This window comes from Bradyrhizobium sp. BTAi1, from assembly GCF_000015165.1.
GTDB lineage: Bacteria > Pseudomonadota > Alphaproteobacteria > Rhizobiales > Xanthobacteraceae > Bradyrhizobium > Bradyrhizobium denitrificans.
This window is the reverse complement of record NC_009485.1, coordinates 826,156-849,419: the sequence shown is the minus strand read 5'-3', so window position 1 is coordinate 849,419 and position 23,264 is coordinate 826,156. Positions and strand designations below refer to the sequence as shown.

Annotated in this window: 17 protein-coding genes; 10 read left to right on the top strand and 7 right to left on the bottom strand. The window is 66.4% G+C overall.

The genetic code is table 11. From position 1 onward, the window contains the following. Positions 1-88 precede the first annotated feature (88 nt). Together BBTA_RS03845 and BBTA_RS03840 are read right to left on the bottom strand one after the other, a co-directional pair. Positions 89-1,459, bottom strand: a complete 1,371-nt coding sequence (locus BBTA_RS03845) for a glutamate--cysteine ligase (protein ID WP_012041133.1) — start codon at positions 1,457-1,459, stop codon at positions 89-91. Between the two features lie 96 nt (positions 1,460-1,555). After that, positions 1,556-2,044 (bottom strand): MarR family winged helix-turn-helix transcriptional regulator, encoded by a 489-nt coding sequence (locus tag BBTA_RS03840; protein ID WP_012041132.1) that lies wholly within the window; start codon positions 2,042-2,044, stop codon positions 1,556-1,558. Between the two features lie 144 nt (positions 2,045-2,188). Here BBTA_RS03840 and gstA point away from each other — a divergent pair, with 144 nt between their 5' ends. Then, a complete protein-coding gene (gene gstA, locus BBTA_RS03835; protein WP_012041131.1) occupies positions 2,189-2,803 on the top strand; it encodes a glutathione transferase GstA in 615 nt (204 codons plus the stop codon). Positions 2,804-2,928: 125 nt separating this feature from the next. Here gstA and BBTA_RS03830 read toward each other — a convergent pair whose 3' ends face one another. The 4 genes from BBTA_RS03830 to BBTA_RS03815 all read right to left on the bottom strand — a co-directional run bounded on the left by BBTA_RS03830 (position 2,929) and on the right by BBTA_RS03815 (position 9,024). Then, on the bottom strand, positions 2,929-5,142 hold the full coding sequence (locus BBTA_RS03830; RefSeq protein ID WP_012041130.1) for a 3-hydroxyacyl-CoA dehydrogenase NAD-binding domain-containing protein: 2,214 nt from the start codon (positions 5,140-5,142) through the stop codon (positions 2,929-2,931). Between the two features lie 271 nt (positions 5,143-5,413). Further along, positions 5,414-6,622, bottom strand: coding sequence for an acetyl-CoA C-acetyltransferase (locus BBTA_RS03825; RefSeq protein WP_012041129.1), 1,209 nt, complete (start codon positions 6,620-6,622; stop codon positions 5,414-5,416). A gap of 83 nt (positions 6,623-6,705) precedes the next feature. Next, entirely contained in the window at positions 6,706-8,496 is a 1,791-nt protein-coding gene (locus tag BBTA_RS03820; RefSeq protein WP_012041128.1) for an acyl-CoA dehydrogenase C-terminal domain-containing protein, read from the bottom strand. A 129-nt stretch (positions 8,497-8,625) separates the two neighbouring features. Next, on the bottom strand, positions 8,626-9,024 hold the full coding sequence (locus BBTA_RS03815; protein ID WP_012041127.1) for a nuclear transport factor 2 family protein: 399 nt from the start codon (positions 9,022-9,024) through the stop codon (positions 8,626-8,628). A gap of 137 nt (positions 9,025-9,161) precedes the next feature. Between BBTA_RS03815 and BBTA_RS03810 the strand changes: the two genes are divergently transcribed. The 8 genes from BBTA_RS03810 to BBTA_RS03775 all read left to right on the top strand — a co-directional run bounded on the left by BBTA_RS03810 (position 9,162) and on the right by BBTA_RS03775 (position 21,263). After that, positions 9,162-9,749 carry a PadR family transcriptional regulator gene (locus tag BBTA_RS03810; RefSeq protein WP_012041126.1) on the top strand — a complete coding sequence of 196 codons (588 nt, stop codon included), beginning with the start codon at positions 9,162-9,164 and terminating at the stop codon, positions 9,747-9,749. Positions 9,750-9,941: 192 nt separating this feature from the next. Continuing rightward, complete coding sequence (locus BBTA_RS03805; protein WP_012041125.1) at positions 9,942-13,424, top strand: tetratricopeptide repeat protein; 3,483 nt, start codon at positions 9,942-9,944, stop codon at positions 13,422-13,424. Positions 13,425-13,580: 156 nt separating this feature from the next. Next, on the top strand, positions 13,581-14,408 hold the full coding sequence (locus BBTA_RS03800) for a hypothetical protein (RefSeq protein WP_012041124.1): 828 nt from the start codon (positions 13,581-13,583) through the stop codon (positions 14,406-14,408). 152 nt (positions 14,409-14,560) lie between these two features. Continuing rightward, positions 14,561-15,181 carry a TetR/AcrR family transcriptional regulator gene (locus BBTA_RS03795; protein ID WP_012041123.1) on the top strand — a complete coding sequence of 207 codons (621 nt, stop codon included), beginning with the start codon at positions 14,561-14,563 and terminating at the stop codon, positions 15,179-15,181. Positions 15,182-15,188: 7 nt separating this feature from the next. After that, positions 15,189-16,271, top strand: coding sequence for an efflux RND transporter periplasmic adaptor subunit (locus tag BBTA_RS03790; RefSeq protein ID WP_012041122.1), 1,083 nt, complete (start codon positions 15,189-15,191; stop codon positions 16,269-16,271). Continuing rightward, positions 16,268-19,381, top strand: coding sequence for an efflux RND transporter permease subunit (locus BBTA_RS03785; protein ID WP_012041121.1), 3,114 nt, complete (start codon positions 16,268-16,270; stop codon positions 19,379-19,381). Before BBTA_RS03790 ends, BBTA_RS03785 begins: the two co-directional genes overlap by 4 nt. Positions 19,382-19,560: 179 nt before the next feature. Further along, positions 19,561-20,487: a sulfite exporter TauE/SafE family protein gene (locus BBTA_RS03780; protein WP_012041120.1), complete on the top strand. Its 927-nt coding sequence runs from the start codon at positions 19,561-19,563 to the stop codon at positions 20,485-20,487. Then, entirely contained in the window at positions 20,484-21,263 is a 780-nt protein-coding gene (locus BBTA_RS03775) for a TIGR02186 family protein (protein WP_012041119.1), read from the top strand. Before BBTA_RS03780 ends, BBTA_RS03775 begins: the two co-directional genes overlap by 4 nt. Here the strand turns inward: BBTA_RS03775 and BBTA_RS03770 are convergent. Continuing rightward, positions 21,260-22,174, bottom strand: coding sequence for a DMT family transporter (locus BBTA_RS03770; RefSeq protein WP_012041118.1), 915 nt, complete (start codon positions 22,172-22,174; stop codon positions 21,260-21,262). The two genes, BBTA_RS03775 and BBTA_RS03770, sit on opposite strands and share 4 nt — an antisense overlap. A 97-nt stretch (positions 22,175-22,271) precedes the next feature. Here BBTA_RS03770 and BBTA_RS03765 point away from each other — a divergent pair, with 97 nt between their 5' ends. Then, positions 22,272-23,138 (top strand): LysR family transcriptional regulator, encoded by an 867-nt coding sequence (locus tag BBTA_RS03765; protein WP_012041117.1) that lies wholly within the window; start codon positions 22,272-22,274, stop codon positions 23,136-23,138. The last annotated feature ends 126 nt before the right edge of the window (positions 23,139-23,264 follow it).

Below are 23,264 nucleotides of genomic sequence, written 5' to 3'. Positions count from 1 at the left end.
GGCCCGGACGAAGAGCGGCGCGACGACGCTGCGGCATCCGAGCGGCCGGATGCGCCGAGCCCGCCCGGCTCAGCCAGGGCTGCGTCCGTCAGAACGCGTATTCGTCATAGGCCGGCTCGACCGAGCCGTGCCAGGGACCGTTGAACTTCTCCAGCATTTCCTCGGCCGGCGAACGGCCGGAATCGATGATCTGGTCGAGCGGCTCAAGATAGCGGCTTTCGTCGCGGCCGAGATGGTCGATGCGGCCGCGCCGGCGCAGGCCGTGATGCGCCAGGGTCAGGCATTCCTTGGCGACTTCGAACACGTAGCGATTGCGGATGCGCGCCTTGAAGCCCAGACGGGGCACGTCGTCGCGCAGGCTCTGGCGCTCGAACGCGGTCCAATCCTTGACCAGGTCCCAGGCGGCATCGAGGCTGACATCGTCATAGAGCAGGCCGACCCAGAACGCCGGCAGCGCCGGCAGGCGGCCCCACGGCACGCCATCGGCGCCACGCATCTCCAGATAGCGCTTCAGGCGGACTTCCGGGAAGATCGTGGACAGGTGATTGGCCCAGTCCGACAGGGTCGGGCGCTCGCCGGCCATCGCCGGATTCTTGCCCGCGAAGAAGTCGCGGAACGAGGTGCCGGAGACGTCGATATAGGTTTCGTCGCGCTTGACGAAATACATGGGAACATCGAGCGCGTAGTCGACCCAGCGCTCGAAGCCCATGCCGTCCTCGAACGCCCAGGGGATCATGCCCGAGCGCTGATTGTCGGTGTCGCGCCAGATCTCCGAGCGGAACGACAGATAGCCGTTCGGTTTGCCTTCAGTGAACGGCGAGTTGGCGAACAGCGCGGTCGCGATCGGCTGCAGCGCGACCGAGACCCGGAGCTTCTTGATCATGTCGGCTTCCGAGGAGAAGTCGAGATTGGTCTGCACCGTGCAGGTCCGGAACATCATGTCGAGGCCGTAGTGACCGACCTTCGGCATGTAGCCTCTCATGATCTTGTAGCGGCCCTTGGGCATCACGGGAATGTCTTCGCGCGACCAGGATGGCGTCATGCCGAGCCCGAGAAAACCGATGCCGAGCGGGGTCGCGATCTCGCGCACCTGCGCCAGATGCGCCATCAGCTCGGAATGTGTCTGGTGCACGGTCTCGACCGGCGCGCCGGACAATTCGAACTGACCGCCGGGCTCCAGCGAGATCGCGCCGCCGCCGGTCACGTCATAGAGCCCGATGATGTTGCCACGCTCCATGATCGGCTCCCAGCCGAGCAGGAGCTTCATGCCTTCAAGCAACGCACCGATGCCGCGCGGCCCCTCGTAAGGAACGGGACGGTGACCGTCGAGCGTGAACGGCGTCTTCTCGTGCTCGGTCCCGATGCGGTAGGCGGACGGCGGCTTCACGCCGGCTTCGAGCCACGCCACGAGCTCGTCGCGCGACTGCAGCGGGGTCATATCGATCTGGTCACGCGCCATGTGAGTCTCGGAGGAAGCGCGCGTCAAGGATCGCGCGTGGTGACAGGAAGGGCCGCGGACCCGAGGGGACCGCGGATGTGAAAGGGTACGAGTAACTCATCGGGTCGACGCGCCCTCTCCGGCAGAATAGGGAACGGCCTGACCGCAGGAGCAGCCGAGCCGATCGAGCAGCGCGCAGAGCTTGGCGGCGTCGGCATCCGACAGCTTGGAGCCGACATGCTTTTCGATCGCGGCCGAATAGGCCGACCACATCCGCTTCTGCAGCTCGCGCCCCGCCTCCGTGATCTCCACGAATTGGCCGCGCTTGTCCATCTTGCATTCGCGCCGGACAACCAGGCCTTCATCGACGAGACGGTCGATCAGCCGCGAGGTTGAATATTGCGGCAGCAGCATCTGCCGTTCGAGCTCAACCGGCCGCAGCTCCCCGGTCGGCGCGCGGGACAGCTCCAGAAGCGCATCATACCAAGCGAGCGGCGGGAAACCGGCCTTTTTCAGCTCCTGCTCGACGGCGTCCAGCACCCGGCTCTGGACCCGCATCAGGCGGATCCAGGCGGCGGTCGCCTCGGTCGATGGTTTGCGTTTCATGGGCCGGCTCGTATTCTCGATGTCCTCGTTCTAGCGCATTCGATGCAGCTGCATCAATCTTGACTATTCCATGCAAGTGCATTTAAGGGCCGTGTGTGAAGCCCGGTTCCACGAAAAACAACGGTCTCACGGAGGGAATACAAGATGAAGCTTTATTATTCACCCGGCGCATGCTCGCTCTCACCCCATATCGCCCTGCTCGAGGCCGGCCTGCCCTACGACCTCGTGAAGGTCGATCTCCGCGCCAAGACCCTGGAAAATGGCGACGATTATCTTAAGGTCAATCCGAAGGGCCAGGTACCGGCCCTGGGGCTGCCGAGCGGCGACATCGTGACCGAGGGACCGGTCATCGTCCAGATCATCGCCGACCAGGCTGCGGACAAGCAGCTCGCTCCCGCGCGCAACAGCGGCGAGCGTTACAAGCTGCTGGAATGGCTGAACTTCATCACCTCGGAGCTGCACAAGAATTTCGGCCCGCTGTTCTCGCCGGTGCTCGCCGACGACGCCAAGGCGTTCTTCAAGGACCGCGTGATGGGCAAGTTCAAGTATATCGACAGCCAGCTCGCGGGGCGCGATTACCTGATGGGCAGCCAGTTCACGGTCGCCGACGGCTATCTGTTCACCATCCTGACCTGGGCCGACCGGATGAAGTTCGACCTGTCGGCGCTGCCGAACCTCGTCGCCTACAAAAACCGCGTCGCCGCCCGGCCGAAGGTGCAGGAGGCGCTGGCGAAGGAAGGGCTGATGCAGGCGCGGTGAGCTGGCCAGACCTTTAAGAAGCGATCATTCAGCCGCGAAGTCAGTAAACTCCCCTCCCCCTTGCGGGGAGGGGAGCGCACCGTCGATGCGGTGCTATCGAGACTTCATCAGGCAGGCCGCAATCGTCAGGCCGCCGCCTTCTTCGGCGGGAAGCGGCCGTAGAAGGTTTCGCCCTTGGCGGCCATTTCCTCCAGCAGCTTCGGCGGGGCGAAGCGCGAGCCGTATTTCGCCGTGAAGGTGTGGCACAGCTCGACGAACTTCTTTGTCCCCATGAAGTCGATATAGGACAGCGTGCCGCCGGTGAACGGCGCGAAGCCGAAGCCGAGGATCGAGCCGACATCGGCCTCGCGCACGTCGGTGATGACATGGTCCTCGACGGTGCGCGCGGCTTCCACCGCCTGCACCACCAGGAAGCGCTGCTTCAGCTCCTCGACATCCAGCGTATCCGGATCGAGATGCTTCGGCTGCAGCTTGGCCAGATCCGGCCACAGGCTCTTCTGACCCTTGCCCTTCTCGGGATAATCGTAGAAGCCCTTGCCGTTCTTGCGGCCGAAGCGGCCCTGCTTCTCGACCAGCTCGACCATCAGCTTCTTGTGGTCCTGGTTGATCGCGTTGGGCCCGAGATCGTGCTCGGTCGCCTTCATGATCTTCAGACCGAGGTCGAGCGCGACCTCGTCCGACAGCGACAGCGGTCCGACCGGCATACCGGCCATCTTGGCGGCGTTCTCGATCAGCGCCGGCGGCACGCCTTCGAGGAACATCTCGTTGCCCTCGGCGATGTAGCGCATCACGCAGCGATTGGCGAAGAAGCCGCGGGAGTCGTTGACCACGATCGGGGTCTTACCGATGGAGCGGACATAGTCCAGCGCGGTCGCCAGCGCGACGTCGCCGGTCGCCTTGCCCATGATGATCTCGACCAGCATCATCTTCTCGACCGGCGAGAAGAAGTGGATGCCGATGAAGCGACCCTGGTCCTTGAACTCCTCGGCCAGCGAGGTGATCGGCAAGGTCGAGGTGTTGGAAGCGAAGATCGCGCCGTCCTTCAGATAGGCCTGTGCCTTGGCGTAGGTCTCGGCCTTGACCTTGCGGTCCTCGAACACGGCCTCGATCACGAGGTCGCAATCCTTCAACGCGGCGTAGTCGGCGGTCGCGGTGATGCGGCCCATGATCGCCTCGGCCTCGCTTGGCTTGGCGCGGCCCTTCTTGACCAGGCCGTCGATCACGCTCTGCGCATGCGCTTTGCCCTTGTCGGCGCTCTCCTGGTCGCGATCGATCAGCACGACATCGAGGCCGCCGCGGGCCGAGACGTAGCCGACGGAGGCGCCCATGAAGCCGGCGCCGATCACGGCGATCTTCTTGAGCTTGGTCGCCGGCACGTCCGCGGGGCGACGCGCGCCCTTGTTCAATTCCTGCATCGACAGGAACAGGCTGCGGATCATGGCCGCGGCTTCCTTCGAGCGCAGGATCTTGGTGAAGTAGCGCGATTCGACGCGCAGCGCGGCGTCGATCGGCAACTGCAGGCCTTCATAGACGCAGCTCATGATGGCGCGCGCCGCCGGATAATTGTCGTAGGTCTCGCGGCGGTAGATGGCGTTGCCGGCCGGGAACATCATCATGCCGTTCTTGGAGAACACTGGGCCGCCGGGCAGCTTGAAGCCCTTCTCGTCCCACGGCTGAACCGCCTTGCCGCCGCCCTTGATCCAGTCCTTGGCCGCCTTGATGAGATCCGCCGCCGGCACGATCGCGTCGACCAGCTTCAGCGCCTTGGCCTTGTCGAGCGTGAGCGCCTCGCCCTTCAACAGCAGGTTCATGGCGTCCTGCGGCTGCACGATGCGCGGCACGCGCTGGGTGCCACCGGCGCCGGGGAACAGGCCGACCTTGATCTCGGGCAGGCCGAGCCGCGTCTTCGGATTCTCGGCCGCAACGCGGTAGTGGCACGACAGGGTGATCTCGAAGCCGCCGCCGAGCGCGAGGCCGTTGATCGCGGCGACCCACGGCTTGCCGGACGTTTCCATCGCCCGGTTGATCTGCGAGAAGCGCCGGCTGGTGTCGAACAGCATCTGGTTGGCGGCTTCCTCGCCCTTGCTCTTCAGCACGTCGGCATAGAGGCGGTTCATGCCCTCGAGCATCGACAGATCGGCGCCGGCGCAGAACGCCTCCTTGGCCGAGGTGATGACGACGCCCTTGATGGCGGCATCGGCGGTGGTTTCCTTCACGAGAGCCTCGAGCTCATTCGTCGAGGTCTCGTCGAGCACGTTCATCGAACGGCCCGGAATGTCCCAGGTGATCAGCGCAATGCCGTCGGCATCGGTTTCCAGTTTGAAGTTCTTGAAGGCCATGTGGTGCTCCCTCGGTGCCAGCAGCCGGTCGGCGCGGCGTTGTCCTGTATTCGTAGGGTGGGCAAAGGCGCCCTTGCGCCGTGCCCACCCACAGTGTGGATGAAGAAGGCGGTGGGCACGCTTCGCTTTGCCCACCCTACGTTTGTTCGTTGCGCGTCATTGCGAGGAGCGAAGCGACGAAGCATTCCAGGGCTCGGGTCGGACTCTGGATTGCTTCCGCCTACGCCCAAGATGGCTTCGGCGGACGCGTCGCTTCGCTCGCAATGACGGCTTAGACCCGCTCGATGATGGTCGCGGTGCCCATGCCGCCGCCGATGCACAGCGTGACAAGCGCAGTCGCCTTGCCGGTGCGCTCGAGTTCGTCGAGCACGGTGCCGAGGATCATCGCGCCGGTGGCGCCCAGGGGATGGCCGAGCGCGATGGCGCCGCCATTGACGTTGATCTTGTCCTTGTCGATTTCGAACGCCTGCATGTAGCGCAGCACGACCGAGGCGAACGCCTCGTTCAGCTCGAACAGGTCGATGTCCGACGCCTTCATGCCGGTGCGCGCGAACAGCTTCTCGGTGACGTCGACCGGGCCGGTCAGCATCATCGCCGGCTCGGAGCCGATATTGGTGAAGGCACGGATTTTCGCACGCGGCTTCAGGCCGTATTTCTCGCCCGCCTCCTTGCTGCCGAGCAGCACCGCGCCGGCGCCGTCGACGATGCCGGAGGAGTTGCCGGCGTGATGCACGTAGTTGACGCGCTCGATCTCCGGGTGCGACTGGATCGCGACCGCGTCGAAGCCGCCCATCTGCGCCATCGCCGCGAAGGACGGCTGCAGCTGCGCCAGCGACTGCATCGTCGTCGACGGGCGCATGTGCTCGTCCTTGGCCAGGATGGTCAGGCCGTTGATGTCCTTGACCGGCACGACGGATTTGTCGAAGCGGCCCTCTTCCCAGGACTTGGCGGCGCGCTGCTGGCTCTGCACCGCATAGGCGTCGACGTCGTCGCGCGAGAAGCCGTATTTGGTCGCGATCAGGTCGGCCGAGACGCCCTGCGGCATGAAATAGGCTGGCACCGCCATCGACGGATCCATCGGCCAGGCGCCGCCGGAGGCGCCGATGCCGACGCGGCTCATCGATTCCGCACCGCCGCCAATGACGAGCTCATGCTGGCCGCTCATGATCTGCGCGGCCGCGAAGTTGACGGCATCGAGGCCGGAGGCGCAGAACCGGCTGATCTGCACGCCCGGGACAGCCTCGCCAAGGCCGGCATTGAGCGCGGCGAAACGGGCGATGTCGGAGCCGGCCTCGCCGACGGGGTCGACGACGCCGAGCACGACGTCATCGACGGCATCTTCCGGAATGTTGTTGCGGTCCTTGAGCGCCTTCAAGGGCACGGTGGCGAGCGCGAGCGCGGTCACCTCATGCAGCGCGCCGTCGGCTTTGCCGCGGCCGCGGGGAGTCCGTACGTGGTCATAGATAAAGGCCTCAGGCATCACGCCCTCCTCATCTGGTCATCTTCATGTGTTGTCAGTAGCGACGAGGGCCGGCGCGCGACGCATCGGCTCTCGTCTCGTCCTCAGAAGGCTTCCGCCGGCAGTTCCATCACAGTCGCGCAGCCGGCCTGCAGGCGGGCGAGATGCGCCGCCGTCTCGGGCAGGATGCGCTCCATGAAGAAGCGGCCCGTCACCAGCTTGGTGGTCAGATAGGTCGAGCTGTCACCCGCGGCAATCTTGTCCTGCGCCACCTTGGCCATCTTCGCCCACATGTAGCCGAAGGTGACCAGCGCAAAGAGATGCATGTAGTCGGTCGCGGCGGCGCCGGCATTGTCCGGCTTGGTCATCGCGTTCTGCATCAGCCAGGTGGTGGCCTGCTGCAGATGGCCGAGCGCGGTCGACAGCGGCGCGACGAACGGCTTCATCGCATCATGGCCGCCCTGCTCCTTGGCGAAGCTGCCGACCTCGTTGAAGAACGCCATCACGGCGCGGCCGCCGTCCCGCGGCAGCTTGCGGCCGACGAGGTCGAGCGCTTGGATGCCGTTGGCGCCCTCGTAGATCATGGCGATGCGCGCATCGCGCACGAACTGCTCCATGCCCCATTCGGCGATGTAGCCGTGGCCGCCATACATCTGCTGCGCGGCGACCGCATTGGCGAAGCCCATGTCGGTCATGTAGCCCTTCATGACCGGGGTCATCAGACCCATGTGGTCGTCGGCGGCCTGGCGGTCCTTCGGATCCTGCGAGCGGTGGGCGACGTCGCTCTTCAGCGAGGTCCACACCACCATGGCGCGCGCGGCCTCGTTGAAGGCGCGGATCGACAGCAGCGTGCGGCGCACGTCGGGATGCACGATGATCGGATCGGCGGCCTTGTCCGGCGCCTTGGGCCCGGTCAGCGAACGGCCCTGGATACGCTCACGCGCATAGGCGACCGCGTTCTGATAGGCGACCTCGGACTGCGCGAGCCCCTGCACGGCGACGCCGAGCCGGGCCTCGTTCATCATCACGAACATGCCCTGCATGCCCTTGTTCTCTTCGCCGATCAGCCAGCCGGTGGCATTGTCGTAGTTCATCACACAGGTCGAATTGCCGTGGATGCCCATCTTGTGCTCGATCGAGCCGCAGGTCACGCCGTTGCGCTGCCCCACGCTGCCGTCCGGATTGACCAGGAATTTCGGCACCACGAACAGCGACACGCCCTTGATGCCCGCCGGCGCACCCTCGATGCGGGCGAGCACGAGATGGATGATGTTGTCGGCGAGATCATGCTCACCGGCGGAGATGAAGATCTTGGTGCCGGAGATCTTGAAGCTGCCGTCGGCCTGGCGCACCGCCTTGGTGCGCAGCAGGCCGAGATCGGTGCCGCAATGCGGTTCGGTCAGGTTCATGGTGCCGGTCCATTCGCCCGCCACCATCTTCGGCACGTAGGTCTTCTTCTGCTCCTCGCTGCCATGCACGATCAGCGCCGCGGTCGCACCCATGGTGAGGCCGCCATACATCGAGAACGCCATGTTGGCGGAGCACTGGAATTCGTTGACCGTCTGGCTCAGCGTCACCGGCAGGCCCTGGCCGCCATATTCGGTCGGCGCCGACAGGCCGAGCCAGCCGCCCTCGGCGACCTGCTTATAGGCCTCCTTGAAGCCCTTCGGCGTGGTGACGCTGCCGTCATCGTGACGCTTGCAGCCTTCGAGATCGCCGACGCGATTGAGCGGTTGCAGCACCTCCTCGGCGAGCTTGGCGGCTTCGCCGATGATCGCCTCGCGGACGTCGGCCGAGGCATCGGAGAAGCCCGGCAGATTGTCGTAGCGATCGATCTGGAACACATCGTTGAGCAGGAAGGTCACATCTTCCACGGGGGCTTTGTAGATGGGCATCGGCGTCTCCGGCAGGAAGGCTGAAGTTTCAGACGGAATGTTTGGCGGACGCGGCGGGCAATGCAGGCCGCGGACTGTAGCGAGTTCTAAGGGCTTGCGGCAGCCGTAGCTTTGCGGCCGGTGGTCGCGTCACGATGGTTTGTTCATGGCGGCGAGCTGTTCGCCCATCAGGCGGTGCAGCAGATTGATCGCCTTGAGCGGGCGCACCATGACCTTGAAATGCGTGATCAGACCGGCGTCATCGAAGGTGATGATGTCGACTCCGTTGAGCTTGATGCCTTCGATCTCATTCTCGAATTCGAGCACGGCGCCCGTGGCGTTACGCCACTCCCCGACATACTTGAAGCCGGGACCGCCTAAGACTTTCTCTGCACTCGCGAGATATTTGAAGGTGATGTCGCGGCCGCGCTGCGGGGTATGCACGACGGGACTTTCGAACACGGCGTCCGGGTGCAAGAGCTCCCACAACCCGCCGAGATCGTGAGACCTCATATAGCCGTACCATCCGTCGAGGCCGGTCTTTGTCATTGGGCGTCTCCTCGGGGTGGAACAGGCCAGCACCACAACCACCCCATATGCACATTGACGCATATGCGTCAGTGTGCATAATGTCAAGCGTGGAACGGGGCAGACAACGATCAGAAAAACGGGAGCAGTTTCCGGCCATGGCCCTCGGCGACGCCATCCTTGCCTGCCTCACCGAACATCCCATGACGGGCTACGAGCTCGCCAAGACCTTCGATTCCTCGATCGGGTTCTTCTGGAAGACCGACCATCAGCAGATCTATCGCGAATTGTCGCGACTGCGCGATCGCGGCTATATCCAGGGCCGCGAGGTGGTGCAGACCGGCAAGCCGAACAAGCTCGTCTACACGCTGACGCCCGAAGGGCGCGCAGCCTTCCGCAGCTGGGCGGCACGGCCGAGTACGCCGGCCTCGGTCAAGGACGATCTCCTGGTTCGTCTCTATGCGCTGGGCGCGGCCGACATCGCTCCGATCCGGGCCGATCTGATGGCGCGGCTCGAACATCATCGCGACCGCGCCGAGCGCTACGATCGCATCCTCAAGAAGCATTATGCGGACGGCAGCGTTGCGCCGGCCGACATGGGCAAGCTGCTCAATCTGCGCCTCGGGCTGCGTCACGAGCGCATGGTGGCGGAATGGTGCGAGGAGGCGATCACCGCCCTGTCGGCCATCTCCAACAGCGGCAGCGTGCGGCCGCTCGATCCCCCCTCACGGGAAACTGCGGGCTGATGCGCCGGGCTTACGTGCGCCTGCAAAACTTATGACGGTGACGATGGTAAACTTAACCCGATATTTACCGTAAAAGCCAAAAGTCCGGACCTGGAGCAGACGATCTGCGCGGTTCCGTTCATCTTCTAATCCGGGACGCGTGGGGAGGCTGGAGGCGCTGGGTGGAGCGCTGGAAGCGGAACCGGACGAGACATGAATTCGCGCGTACCGTGGAGTAATGAAGGCATCGACCCAACCGTCCGCGAGAGGGCCGAGGCCGCGGCGCAGCGCGCCGGGATGACGCTGAACGACTGGATCAACTCCACGCTCGGAGCATCTGCTCCGCCCGATTTCCGCAGCAGCTATCCGCCGCGCGCCACGCCGCCGGCGAATCGCGATGCCCGTGAAGTCACCGACATTCATCAGCGGCTCGACTCCATCGCCCGCCAGATCGAGCAGATGTCGCGCCCGGTCGCGCGCAAAGACACGCCCCGCGACGAGCAGGGCGTCGCCCGTCAGCTCAACGAGGCCATTTCCCGGCTCGATGCCCGCCTGTCGCAGATCTCGACGCCGCTGCGCAAATCGGCCACCGAGGAGCGCTACCGCGGACCGGACGGCGTGGAGCGCGCGGCGTCGCAGCTCTATCGCCCGGCTCAACCATTGAACCCCGGCGCGTTCGACATCGCCGTCGCCGAGATCAGCGCCCGGCAGAGCGAGCTCGACAATGCGCGCGCCCTGCCGTCGCATCAGGCGCCGCCGACCGTTCCCGCGATGACTCCCGCCGCGGCACCGTTGATGACGCCACCGCCGGCCGCCGCGCCCGGCCCGGATTTTTCGCAGCTCGAACGCCACCTCCTCAAGATCACGAGCCAGATCGAGTCGCTGCAGCGGCCTGAGGACGGCATCGAACAGTCGATCGCCGGCTTCCGCAACGACCTCGCCGAGATCCGCCACGCCATCACCGAGGCAATGCCGCGGCGCGCGATCGAATCGCTCGAGAACGAGATCCGCTCGCTGTCGCGCCGCATCGACGAGAACCGCCAGAGCGGCGTCGACGGCCATGCGCTGGCCGGCATCGAACGCGCGCTGACGGACATTCGCGAGGTCGTGGGCTCGCTGAAGCCGGCCGAGCAGCTCGCGGTCTATGACGAGGCGATTCGCAATCTCGGGACCAAGCTCGATCTGATCCTGCGCGCCAATGACGACCCCGGCACGGTGCAGCAGCTCGAAAGCGCGATCACTGCCTTGCGCGCGATCGTGGCCAACGTCGCCTCCAACGATGCGCTGGAGCGGCTCTCGGACGATCTGCGGCAATTGTCCTCGAAGGTCGACCAGGTCACGCAGGCCCGCGACACGCACGACTCCTTCCACGATTCGTTTGCGGCGCTCGAGCAGCGCATCGCGGCACTGACCTCGACCTTGGAGAATCGCGAGCGGCCCGCCGCGGCACCTGACAATTCCGCCCAGATCGAGGACGCGCTGCGCGGCCTGTCGGACCGCATCGACCGGCTGCAGGTCGGCAATGACGGCTCGTCGGCGATCACCCATCTCGAGCAGCGGATCAGCTTCCTGCTCGAGCGGCTCGAGGCGGCCAACGATCCGCGCGGCGGCAATATGACCCGCGTCGAGGACGGGCTGCAGGACATCCTGCGCTATCTGGAGCGTCAGCAGGCGACCTTTGCCGCACTCGCCGAGAGCAGGTCGCAACGCGAGACGTCGCAGGACGGCGGCCTGATCGACGTCGTCAAGCGCGAGCTGTCGGATATCCGCTTCAGCCAGACCGAAACCGATCGCAACACCCAGGACTCGCTGGAAGCGGTCCACAATACGCTCGGCCACGTCGTCGACCGGCTCGCCATGATCGAGGGTGATCTGCGCAATGTGCGCGCGACCTCGAGCCAACCCGCCGCCATTCTGGCTCCCCCGATCGAGGCGCCGATGCCGGCGGCGCGCGCGCCTGCGCCGCAGACCTATGCCGAGCCGGCCCGGCCCGAACCGGCTTATCGGCCCGAACTGCCGAACCCGGCGACCGAGCAGCCTTCGGCGCAGATCGTGAGCCCGGCTGCCAACCAAGCGGCCTTCGCGGCAGCGCCGCGCGACTTCCATGCGGCGGCCGCCCCGGCCGCGCCTCCACCGCCGATCCCGCCCAAGGCGATCGCCGAGATCCTGGAGCCCCACGCGGCCCAGGCGGCGCGCCCGACCCCCATCGTCCCCGAATTGCCGCCGGATCATCCGCTGGAGCCCGGTACGCGTCCGCTCGGCCGCACCGCCTCCCCTGCGGAACGGATCGCGGCCTCCGAGGATGCGCTCAGCGAGCTTCCGGCCGGCAAGCGCGAACCGGTTTCGACCTCGAGCTTCATCGCGGCGGCCCGCCGGGCCGCCCAGGCGGCAGCCGCAGCCCAGCCGGTCGACGCGAAGAAGGCGGACAAGGCCAAGAAGGACAAGCCGAAGGCCAAGGAGCCCCCCAAGGAAGCCGTCAAGGACCTTCCAAAGGAAGCTGCAAAGGCCAAGATCAAGGACAAGCCGACGGTCGCCCTCACGGCTGAAGGCGACGAGGAGGTCTCGACGATCGGATCGAAGATCCGCTCGCTGCTGGTCGGCGCCAGCGTCGTCGTGATCGTGCTCGGCACCTTCAAATTCGCGATGTCGCTGCTCGACTCCGGCAGCACGCCACCGCCGATCACCCCGATGGAGAGCCAAGGTGAGGCGCCGCGCGCACAGATGCCGTCGGCGACACCGAGCCTCTCGCCGCGGCCGGCGACACCGGATCAGAGCGTCCCGTCATTGACCTCGCCGACGCCGATGGACCGTCAGTCCTACAACAGGTCGATGCCGACCGAGGCCGAGACCATCGCGATGCTCGCGATCCCGCAGGATACCGACAAGCAGGCAGCCGCTGCCGCCGCGCCCGACGTCACCGGCACGGTGCCGACCGCGGCCAACGGCCAGAAGCTCGGCCTCGTGCAGGTGCCGACGTCCGAAAAGCTGCCCGACGGCATCGGCGGGCTGGCGCTGCGCAATTCCGCCCTGAAGGGAGACCCGACGGCGGCCTACGAGGTCGGCGTGCGCTTCGCCGAAGGCAAGGGCATCGCCGCGAACTACGAGGAAGCGGCGAAATGGTATGACCGCGCCGCGCAGGCCGGACTCATTCCGGCGGTGTTTCGTCTCGGCACCTTCTACGAGAAGGGCCTCGGCGTGAAGAAGGACGCCGACATCGCGCGCCGCTATTATGTCGTCGCCGCCGAACGCGGCAACGCCAAGGCGATGCATAATCTCGCGGTGCTCGACGCCGATGGCGGCGGCAAGGGCGCGAACTACAAGAGCGCGTCGCAGTGGTTCCGCAAGGCGGCCGAGCGCGGTGTGGCTGACAGCCAGTACAATCTCGGCATTCTCTATGCCCGCGGCATCGGGGTCGAACAGAACCTCGCTGAATCCTACAAATGGTTCAGCCTCGCGGCGGCACAGGGCGATGCCGATGCCGGCCGCAAGCGCGACGATGTCGCCAAGCGGCTCGATGCCCAGTCGCTCGCCGCCGCGAAGCTCGCGATCCAGACCTTCACCGTCGAGCCGCAGCCGGACGACGCAGTCAATGTGCCGGCGCCCGCCGGTGGCTGGGACGGCGCCCAGACCATCGCCAGGGCGGCAGCCGCCAAGGCCGCCATGGCGAAGCGGACCGCAGCAGCGGCGCCACGCTGAGCGCCGTGCTCCGAGCCGCCGCCGGACATTGGGATGAAGACCGCCCGGCCGGGCGGCAAGATTCTGAACGCCCGCGCTCGCCCGCCATAGTGTCGCGCCGCCCATCCGTATAGCTAGGTGGGCGGACCATCATGGGGCGCCCGAGGGAGTGCGAGCGTGTCAGCCGAAGACGGACAGCAGGACGGGGCGCGCTTCCGGCAGTCGCCGACGGGTCCCCGCGTTGCGCCGCGGCCGGCCTCGACGGTGACCTCCGCTCCTCCGCCGCAGCCGCCGGACATGACCGACCGCCTTCCGTCAGGGGTCCGGTGGCGGCGGATCGGCTCGGTGATCTTCTTCGTCGCCATCGTGCTCGGCACCGGCATTCGCGCCTATCGCGACCTGTCGCGTCCCGATGCCTGGTCGTTCTGGAAGGATCAGTATGTGTCGCCCAGCCTGTCGTCGCGACTGATCGCCGACGCCGCGATTCCCGGACTGACGCCAAAGCGCGCCGTGCTCGCTGTTCGCGGCAGCATCGGTCCTGCGGCGGCGGGCTGGCTGCGCGCGCGCATCGACGAAGCGCAGCTGAAGCCCGGCGACATCGTGCTGCTGGCCTCGCCCGGCGGCAGTCTCGACCAGGGCGTGCTGATGGGCGAGATCCTGCGCGCTCATGGCCTCGCCACCGCCGTGGGGGCCGTGGACGATGCCGGCCGGATTCGCCCCGCCACCTGCGCCAGCGCCTGCGTTTTCGCCTTTGCCGGTGGCCAGACCCGGTACGGCCTCGATGGCTCGGCACTCGGCGTGCACCGGTTCACGTCTGCCGCCCAGGGCGAGGACGCCGTGGCCGATACGCAGCGCGTGACCGGCGCAATCCTCGGCTACATGACGCGGATGGGGGTCTCATCCCAGGTGATCGAGGCCATGTCGCAGACTCGCGAGATCCGCTGGCTCGACCCGAAGGACGCGGAGGCGATGAAACTGGTCAGCGTCCAGCTCAAGCCTCTGTGATCGCCGGCCGTCATCGGTCAATATATTCCATAAAATCAGATACTTAGGATGTCGCTGGATGATGAGCAGCGGCCGGAACATCTCTTGACGTATTGAAAAACACGTTTAATAAACATCAATAATAAACGCGTTTACGACTGTTTGGAGATGGCATGGCCCGGCCCGCGCTCACACCCGACGAACTCGACAGCACAAGGCGCCGCATCCTGGCGGAAACCGCGGCGATCGTTGCCAGCGAGGGCTATGCGGCGCTGTCGATGCGCCGCATCGCCAGCGCGATCGGACTGACGGCGGGAGCCCTCTATCGCTATTTTCCGACCAAGCAGCACGTGCTGATGGCCCTCTGGTCGGATGCCATTGCCGAGCTCGACGCCCGGATCGTCGCCATGGACGCCGCTCATGACCACGATGTCGATGCGATTGCCGGCATACTGAGGGCCTATGCGGAATTCGCCCTCGCCGATCCCGCCCGCTTCAGGCTGATGTTCCTCGAAAACGATCTCGGGCAGTTCGACGAACTCGCGCGCGAGCAGGACTTCTTCGCCTCCTATCTGCGGCTGCAGGCGCGCGTCGAGCAGGCGATCCGCGCCGGAGCGTTGCAGGCGATGCCGGCAGAGGCTGCGACGCAACTGCTGTGGGGCAGCGTCCACGGCATCGTCACGCTCGGGGTCACCGTCAACCAGATCGATTTCGGCGACCTGCTTCGGCTGGCCGCTACCGCCGCGGACACGATGCTCCGCGGCTTGTCTGTCCCTCCCTCAACGACGAGGTAAACTCCCCATGACGTTCAGTCGGCACGCGCCTTCAGGCGCCACCCTGTTGCTTGCCCTGTTCACACTGGCGGCCTGTCAAGAGCCGCCGCCGGCCGCTGAAAAGCCCCGCCCGGTCAGGACGGTCAAGGCAACGCCCATCGACGGCGGTGAAGAGATCACCCAGACCGGCGAGGTTCGTCCCCATGTCGAGACCGATCTCGGTTTCCGGATCGACGGGCGCGTCACCTCCCGCCAGGTCGAGATCGGAGCCAGCGTGCAGAAGGGCGAGTTGCTCGCCACGCTCGACGATACCAACGTCGCCAACGAGCTGCGTGCGGCGGAAGCGGATCTTGCCAGCGCCACGGCAGCGGAAAGCCTGGCGAAGACCACGCTGGAACGACAGCAGATCCTGCTCGACAAGCAGATCGTCGCCCAGGTCCGGGTCGATGAGGCCGACGCGAATTGGCGCTCGGCCAAGGCGCGCCTCGACGCGGCCGCCTCCGCGCTCGCCAATGCCAAGGCGCGGCTGAGCTACACGCGGCTGCTCGCGCCGGAGACCGGCGTGATCACCGCCATCGGCGCCAATGCGGGGCAAGTCGTGCCCGCCGGCCAGATGGTGGTCCGGCTTGCCTCGTCGCTCGAGCGCGACGCGGTGTTCAACGTCGCCGAAAGTGTGATCAACAACGCGCCGCCCGATATCGAGGTGAAGGTCACGCTCGTGTCCGATCCATCGGTGGTGTTGAGCGGACGCGTGCGCGACGTGAGCCCGACCGCCGATCCCTCGACCCGGACCTACCGCGTCCGCGTTGCCCTCCCCGACACGCCGCCGCTGTCCTATGGCGCCGTCGTGACCGGCTCGGTGCGCTATCTGGCCGGGCGCAGCATCGCATTGCCCGCCTCGGCGCTGACCGCTGAGAACGGACAACCGGCGGTCTATGTCGTCGAGCCGCGCAGCAAGACGCTCAAGCGCAAGCCGGTGACCGTCAGCCGCTACACGGCTTCGACCATCTACGTCACCTCCGGGCTTGCGGCCGGCGACGACATCGTCACCGCCGGCGTCAGCAAGCTGCGTCCCGACCAGATTGTCGCCTTTGATGGAGATGTGAAATGAGCGCGCCCGACACCCACTCCGGTCACGGCTCCGGCTTCAACCTCTCGGCCTGGGCGCTGCGCCAATCATCCCTCGTCATCTTCATGATGATCGTGGTGCTGCTGGCCGGCGCGTGGAGCTACACTAAGCTGACACGCAACGAGGACCCGCCCTTCACGATCAAGACCATGGTGGTGTCGGTGATCTGGCCCGGCGCCACCGTCGCGGACACGACCAACCTCGTCACCGACCGCATCGAGCAGAAGCTCGAAGAGACGCCCTATCTCGATCGGCTCGACAGCTATACGCGCGCCGGCGAGTCCGTGATCATGGTGAACCTGCGCGACGATACGCCTCCGCAGGCCGTCTCGGACGTCTGGTACCAGGTGCGCAAGAAGGTCGGCGACATCGCCCCGATGCTGCCGTCAGGCGTGCGCGGCCCGTTCTTCAACGATGAGTTCGGCGATACGTTCGGCATCATCTATGGCTTCACGGCCGAAGGCTTCTCCGATCGCGAGCTGCGCGACCGGCTGGACACGATCCGCGCCGAGGTGCTGCGCGTCAAGGATGTCGGCAAGGTCCAGCTGCTCGGCGTGCAGGAAGAGCAGATCGCGGTCGAATTCTCGCCACGCAAGCTCGCCGCCTTCGGCCTTAATGCGCAGCAGGTGATGAACGCGCTGGCGGCGCAGAACGCGGTGCAGCCGGCCGGCGTCACCCGCACCGGCGAGGAGAAGATCGCACTGCGCGTCAGTGGCGCGTTCGCCTCGGAGGCGAGCCTTCGGGCGGTGACCCTGCACGTCGCGCAGCGCTACGTGCCGCTGACCGACATCGCCACGATCAGCCGCATTCCAGTCGACCCGCCGGCGGCCGCGTTCCGCGTCAATAGCGAGAAGGCGCTCGGCCTCGCGATCTCGATGGCGCCGACTGGCAATCTCTCCGAATTCGGCGCGGCGGTCCGCGAGCGCATGACCGAGATCGGCGCCCGCCTGCCGCACGGTATCGACATGGTGGCGGTCGCCGATCAGTCGAGCGTCGTGAAGGATGCGATCTTCGGCTTCCTCAAGGTGCTGGTCGAGGCGATTGCGATCGTGCTCGCGGTGTCGTTCCTGTCGCTCGGCGCGCGCGCCGGCCTGGTCGTGACCTTCTCCATTCCGCTGGTGCTCGCAATGACCTTTGTCGGCATGGAGCTCGCCGGCATCGGGCTGCAGCGCATCTCGCTCGGCGCCCTGATCATCGCGCTCGGCCTCTTGGTCGACGACGCCATGATCACCGTGGAGGCGATGGTGTCGCGGCTGGAGGCCGGCTGGGATCGCGCCCGCGCAGCGTCCTATGCCTACGACTCCACCGCCTTTCCGATGCTCACGGGGACGCTCGTGATGATCGCGGGCTTCATTCCGGTCGGCTTCGCCGCCTCCAGCGCCGGCGAATACTGCTTCTCGCTGTTCATGGTGGTGCTGATCTCGCTGTCGGCGTCGTGGATCGTCGCGGTGCTGTTCTCGCCGATCATCGGCACCTGGATCCTGCCGAAGAGCATGGCCGCGCACGGCCATGAAGACGGCCGGATCGGACGCGCCTACAACCGGCTGCTCGAGCTCGTGCTGCGCCGGCCGGCCGCCACCATCATCGTCTCGCTGACGGCGCTTGTCGTCTCGGGCCTTGGCGCGATGCGGCTGGAGCAGCAGTTCTTTCCGCCGTCGGACCGGCCCGAGCTGCTGGTCAGCCTGACACTGCCGCAGAACGCCTCGTTCGAGGCAACCGATGTGCAGGCCAAGCGGCTCGAAGCCATGCTGAAGACGGATCCGGACATCGACCGCTTCTCGACCTATGTGGGCGCCGGCGCCATCCGCTTCTATTTGCCGATGGACGTGCTGCTCAGCAATGACAACGTGACTCAGATGGTGGTCGTGGCCAGGGATCTGGATGCCCGCGACCGGGTGAAGGCCAGGCTCGATGCCGCGTTCCGCACCGAGTTCGCCGACCTGATCACCCGCGCCAACCCGCTCGAATTGGGGCCGCCGGTCGGCTGGCCGCTGAAATATCGTGTCACCGGCCCCGATGTCGGCAAGGTGCGCGAGATCGCCATGCAGCTTGCGAACATCGTGGCCGGCAATGCCGAGACACGCGACGTCAATCTGAGCGCCGGCGAGCCGCAGAAGAGCGTCGAGGTCAAGGTCCGCCAGACCGAAGCGCGCGCCGTCGGCCTGTCGTCGCAGGACGTCGCTGCCGCGCTCGCCACGATCTTCTCCGGCAGCCCGGTCACGACGGTCCGCGACGCCAACCGGCTGGTCGACGTCGTCGTCCGCTCCGCTGGGCTCGAGCGCAACGATCTGGCGACCGTGGCCAATCTGCAGATCACCGGCCCCGACGGCGCGGCGATCCCGCTGCGCCAGATCGCTGACGTCGCCTATGGCGTCGAGGAGCCGATCATCTGGCGCCGGCAGCGGCTGCCGATCATCACCGTGCAGGCCGACGTCGACGCAGCCGTCCAGCCCGCCACCGTCTCGGAGGCGCTTTCGCCTGCCGTGGCCAAGTTCGCGGCGGGGCTGCCGGACGGCTATCGCATCGCCGAGGGCGGCGTGGTCGAAGAGGCGGCCAAGGGCAATGCGTCGATCTTCGCCGTCATCCCCTTGATGCTGCTGGTCATGGTGTCGCTGCTGATGGTCCAGCTGCGCAGCTTCTCGCGGACCGGCATTGCGCTGGCCATGGCACCGTTCGGCTTGATCGGCGTGGTCGGCGCGATGCTGCCGACCGGCACCGCGATGGGCTTCGTCGCCCAGCTCGGGGTCATCGCGCTTGCCGGCATGATCATCCGCAACGCCGTGATCCTGATCGAGGAGGCGGACATCAATGTCGCAGGCGGCATGGCCACCGATGACGCCATCAAGGCGGCCGCAAGGCACCGCGCGCGACCGATCCTGCTGACGGCGCTCGCCGCCATCCTCGGCATGATCCCGATCGCGCCGCAGGTGTTCTGGGGACCGATGGCCTTTGCGATCATCGGCGGACTGGCAGCAGCGACCTTGCTGACCCTGACCCTGCTGCCGGTGATCCTCTCGCTGCTGTTTGCGGCCGAAGCCCGCCGCCAGGAGGGCGCAGACCGGGCCGCCGCGCCGTCGGGACAGGCCGTCTGACCGGCGCGGCGAAAACTTCAGCAGCCGCGCTCCCGACCGGGCGCGGCTGCACCGTTTCTGACGCACAAAACCGACCGGGAATCCCTGATCCATTTGCCGCGGTTTTCGGCTATGCAGGATCACGGCACCTGCTTCGGACGCGCGGGATGCTCTAATGGACCGTTCGCAGGGCCGCGCGAATGCAGATTTACCTCCCGATCGCCGACATACCCGTCAACATCTTCCTGTTGCTGGCGATGGGCGCGGCCGTCGGCTTCGTTTCCGGCATGTTCGGGATCGGCGGCGGCTTCCTGATGACGCCGCTCTTGATCTTCGTCGGCATCACGCCCGCGGTCGCCGTCGCCTCGGTGTCCAGCCACATCGCCGCATCGTCGTTTTCCGGCGCGCTGTCCTATTGGCGGCGCCGCGCGATCGATCCCTCGCTGGCTTTGGTGCTGATGATCGGCGGCACGCTGGGCACCGCGCTCGGCGTGTCGACCTTCACGCTGCTGCGTTCACTCGGCCAGCTCGACCTGATGATCGCGCTGTCCTATGTCGCGCTGCTGACAAGCGTCGGCGGCGTGATGTTCTGGGAAGGCCTGCGCGCCATCATGCGGGCGCGCCAGGGCGCGCTGCCGACGGTGCGACGGCCGGGCAGTCACGTCTGGATACACGGCCTGCCGCTGAAGATGCGCTTCAAGCGATCCAAGATCTACGTCTCCGTCATTCCCGTCATCGGAATCGGGCTGCTCATCGGCTTCCTCGGCGCCGTGATGGGCATTGGCGGCGGCTTCATCCTGGTGCCGCTGCTGATCTATATCCTGCGTGTGCCGACCTCGACGGTGATCGGCACCTCGATGGTGCTGACGCTCGCGACCATGATGATTGCGACCATGCTGCACGCGGTGAGCAACCATCTGGTCGACGCCGTGCTGGCGCTGATCCTGATGGTCGGCGGCGTCACCGGCGCGCAATTCGGGGCCCGCGCCGGCCAGATGATCCGCGGCGAGCAGCTGCGGCTCCTGCTCGGCCTGCTGATCCTCGCGGTCGGCATCCGCTTCGCGGTCGAGCTCGTGATCCGCCCCGCCGACCTGTTCACGATCCGTGAAACCGAGCAGAGCCAATGAGGCCGCTTCGCACCGCCAGCACGACGCTGCTGCTGCTGCTTTCGGGAGCGGCGGGGGCCCACGCCGAGCGCCTGATCGCCTCCGTCTCCAATCACCGCGTCACGGTGACGCCAAATTATTCCGGCGAAGAGCTGGTGCTGTTCGGCTCGGTCGAGAAGGACGCGCAGACGCCAGCGAGCCGGTCCGCCTATGATCTCGTGGTCACCGTGCGCGGGCCGCGCGCCGACATGGTGACCCGGCGCAAGGAGCGCAAATTCGGCATCTGGATCAACACCGATTCCCGGCAATTCCTGAAGGTGCCCGGCTATCTCGCGCTGTTCGCCAACCGTCCGTTCGACGCGATGGCCGCGCCTGAGGTGCAGCGCCGGCAGCAGCTCGGCCTGAACAACGTCCTGCTGACCCAGCGCGTCGGGCCGGATTACGCCGACGTGGTGCCGAACGATGCGTTCCGCAGCGCCTTCATCAGGCTGCAGTCCCAGCATGGATTGTATCGCGAGGACACATCCGCCGTGACCTTCCTGACGCCGACCTTGTTCCGCACCGGCATTCCGCTGCCCGCGGCGGTGCCGATCGGCACCTATGAGATCGAGATCAAGCTGCTCGCCGACGGGGCGCTCGTCACCAAGTCCGAGACGGCGTTCGAGATCGTCAAGGTCGGCTTCGAACAGTTCGTAGCGACGTCGGCGCGGCAGAACGGTCTGGTGTACGGCCTGGTCACCACGGCAATGGCGCTGCTGACAGGGTGGATGGCGTCGATCGTGTTCCGGCGGGATTAGCCATTCTTCGGCGCCGGCGTGCGCGTCACCAGATAGATGCCGATGGCGACGGGGACGACGCCGAACAGGTCCTGCAACGCGACGTGCTCGCCGAGCACGACAAAGGCGAAGATCATCGCCAGCGGCGGCATCACGAAGTGATAGGCGCTGGCGGCGGTCGCGCCACACACTTTCAGGAGATGGAACCACAGCACATAAGCGAGGATCGAGCCCCCGAGCACGAGGAAGGCGAAGGCGCCGAGCAGTTGCGGATTCGGCACGATGTCATGAACGCTGGAGACGCTGAGCGCGACCGGCCACAGCACGAGGCCGGCGGAGAGGTTCTGGATGCCATTGCCGACCCACAGGCTGCCCTTCGGCGCGAGCTGCTTGAACAGGATGGTTCCGGTGACGATCGAGGCCAAGGCCGCCAGCGTGTAGAGAATGCCTTCGAGCTGGTCGGTCCCGACCGACATGCGGTGCCAGACGATCATCGCAACGCCGATGGTGCCGAGCGCCAGCCCTGCGACCTTGCGCAGGGTCAGCGGCTCGCCGAGCAGCAACGCGGCGAACACCGCGGTGAACACCGGATTGGCCGAGACGATCAGGCCACCCAGCCCGGCCGACACCGTCTGCAGCCCAGTGTAGCCGAGGCCGAGATACAGCGCGTTGTTAGCGATGCCGATGATCGCAAACACCGCGGCATCACGAAAGCCCATGCGCAGCTCGCCGCGAATGACGGGGACGAGCAGGATCAGGACGCCGGCGAGCGAAAAACGCGCTGCGAGCAGCAGCAAAGGCGGGCAATAGGTGACGCCGATCTTGCCGGCCACGAAGGCGAAGCTCCATAACAGGCAGAACAGGCCGATCTCGAGCGGCAGCAGGGTCGACTTCATCGGGGTCACGGCAGCCGGGGACGAAACAGACGACATCGGGGAACTCCTCTGGCGCCGATGTAGGGCTGTTCTTTCGCATTTGGAAATTAAATGATAGACTGAAACTCAGTGGATTTTTGAATGACGGTTCCCGATGCTCGACCTGGAGCTCTTGCGCAGCTTCGTCTCGGTGGTCGATGCCGGCGGCTTCACCCGGGCCGGCGAGCGCGTCCACCGCACCCAATCGACCGTCAGCCAGCAGATCCGGCGGCTGGAGGAGGACCTCGGCCAGACGCTGCTCAATCGCGACGGCCGCGCGGTGACGCCGACCGAGGCCGGCGAGCGGCTGCTGTCCTATGCCCGCCGCCTGCTCGCGCTCGCCGAGGAGGCCCGCGATGTCGTGGCGCGGCCGGGACCTGACGGCGCGGTGAAGCTCGGCATCCCCGAGGATTTCGCCGCCTACCGGCTGGCCAAGCTGCTCGCCGCGTTCTCGCGCGCCCATCCCAATCTGCGGCTCGACGTGCGCGCCGACCAGAGCCTCAACCTCAAGCGCGACATCGAGCGCGGCGAGCTCGACCTCGCCCTGCTCAAGCGCGGCGTCGACGACACCAGGGCAGCGATCGCCGCGTGGCCGGAGCAGGTGCATTGGGTGACCAGCAAGAGTCATCCCGTCAATCTCGACAGCGGCTCGCTGCCGCTGATCGGATTTCCGCTCGGCTGCATCTACCGCACCCGCGCGATCCATGCGCTGGAGAGCGCAGGGCGCGCCTGGCACATGGCCTACACCTCGTCGAGCCTCGCCGCCATCCAGGCCGCGGTCGCGGCCGGCATGGGCCTCAGCATCCTCTCGGAGATGTCGGTGCAGTCAGACCATCGCGTGCTGACCGCCCGCGAAGGCTTCGCGCCGATCGACCGCACCGAGGTGGCGCTGGTCGCCTCGCCCGATGCCAGCCCGGCGACGTTGCGCCTCGCCGACCGGCTGGCCGAGTTCTGCGACAAGGTGCAGGCGAAGGCGGCTTGACGGCTAGCGTCCGCGGCTTCTCTGACCATCGCGCCACGCGCACGGTACATGCCCTCCCCCGCTTGCGGAGGAGGGCTAGGGAGGGGGCCGCTCCAACGGCGGTGCCCGTGGCGCCCCCCCTCTCCA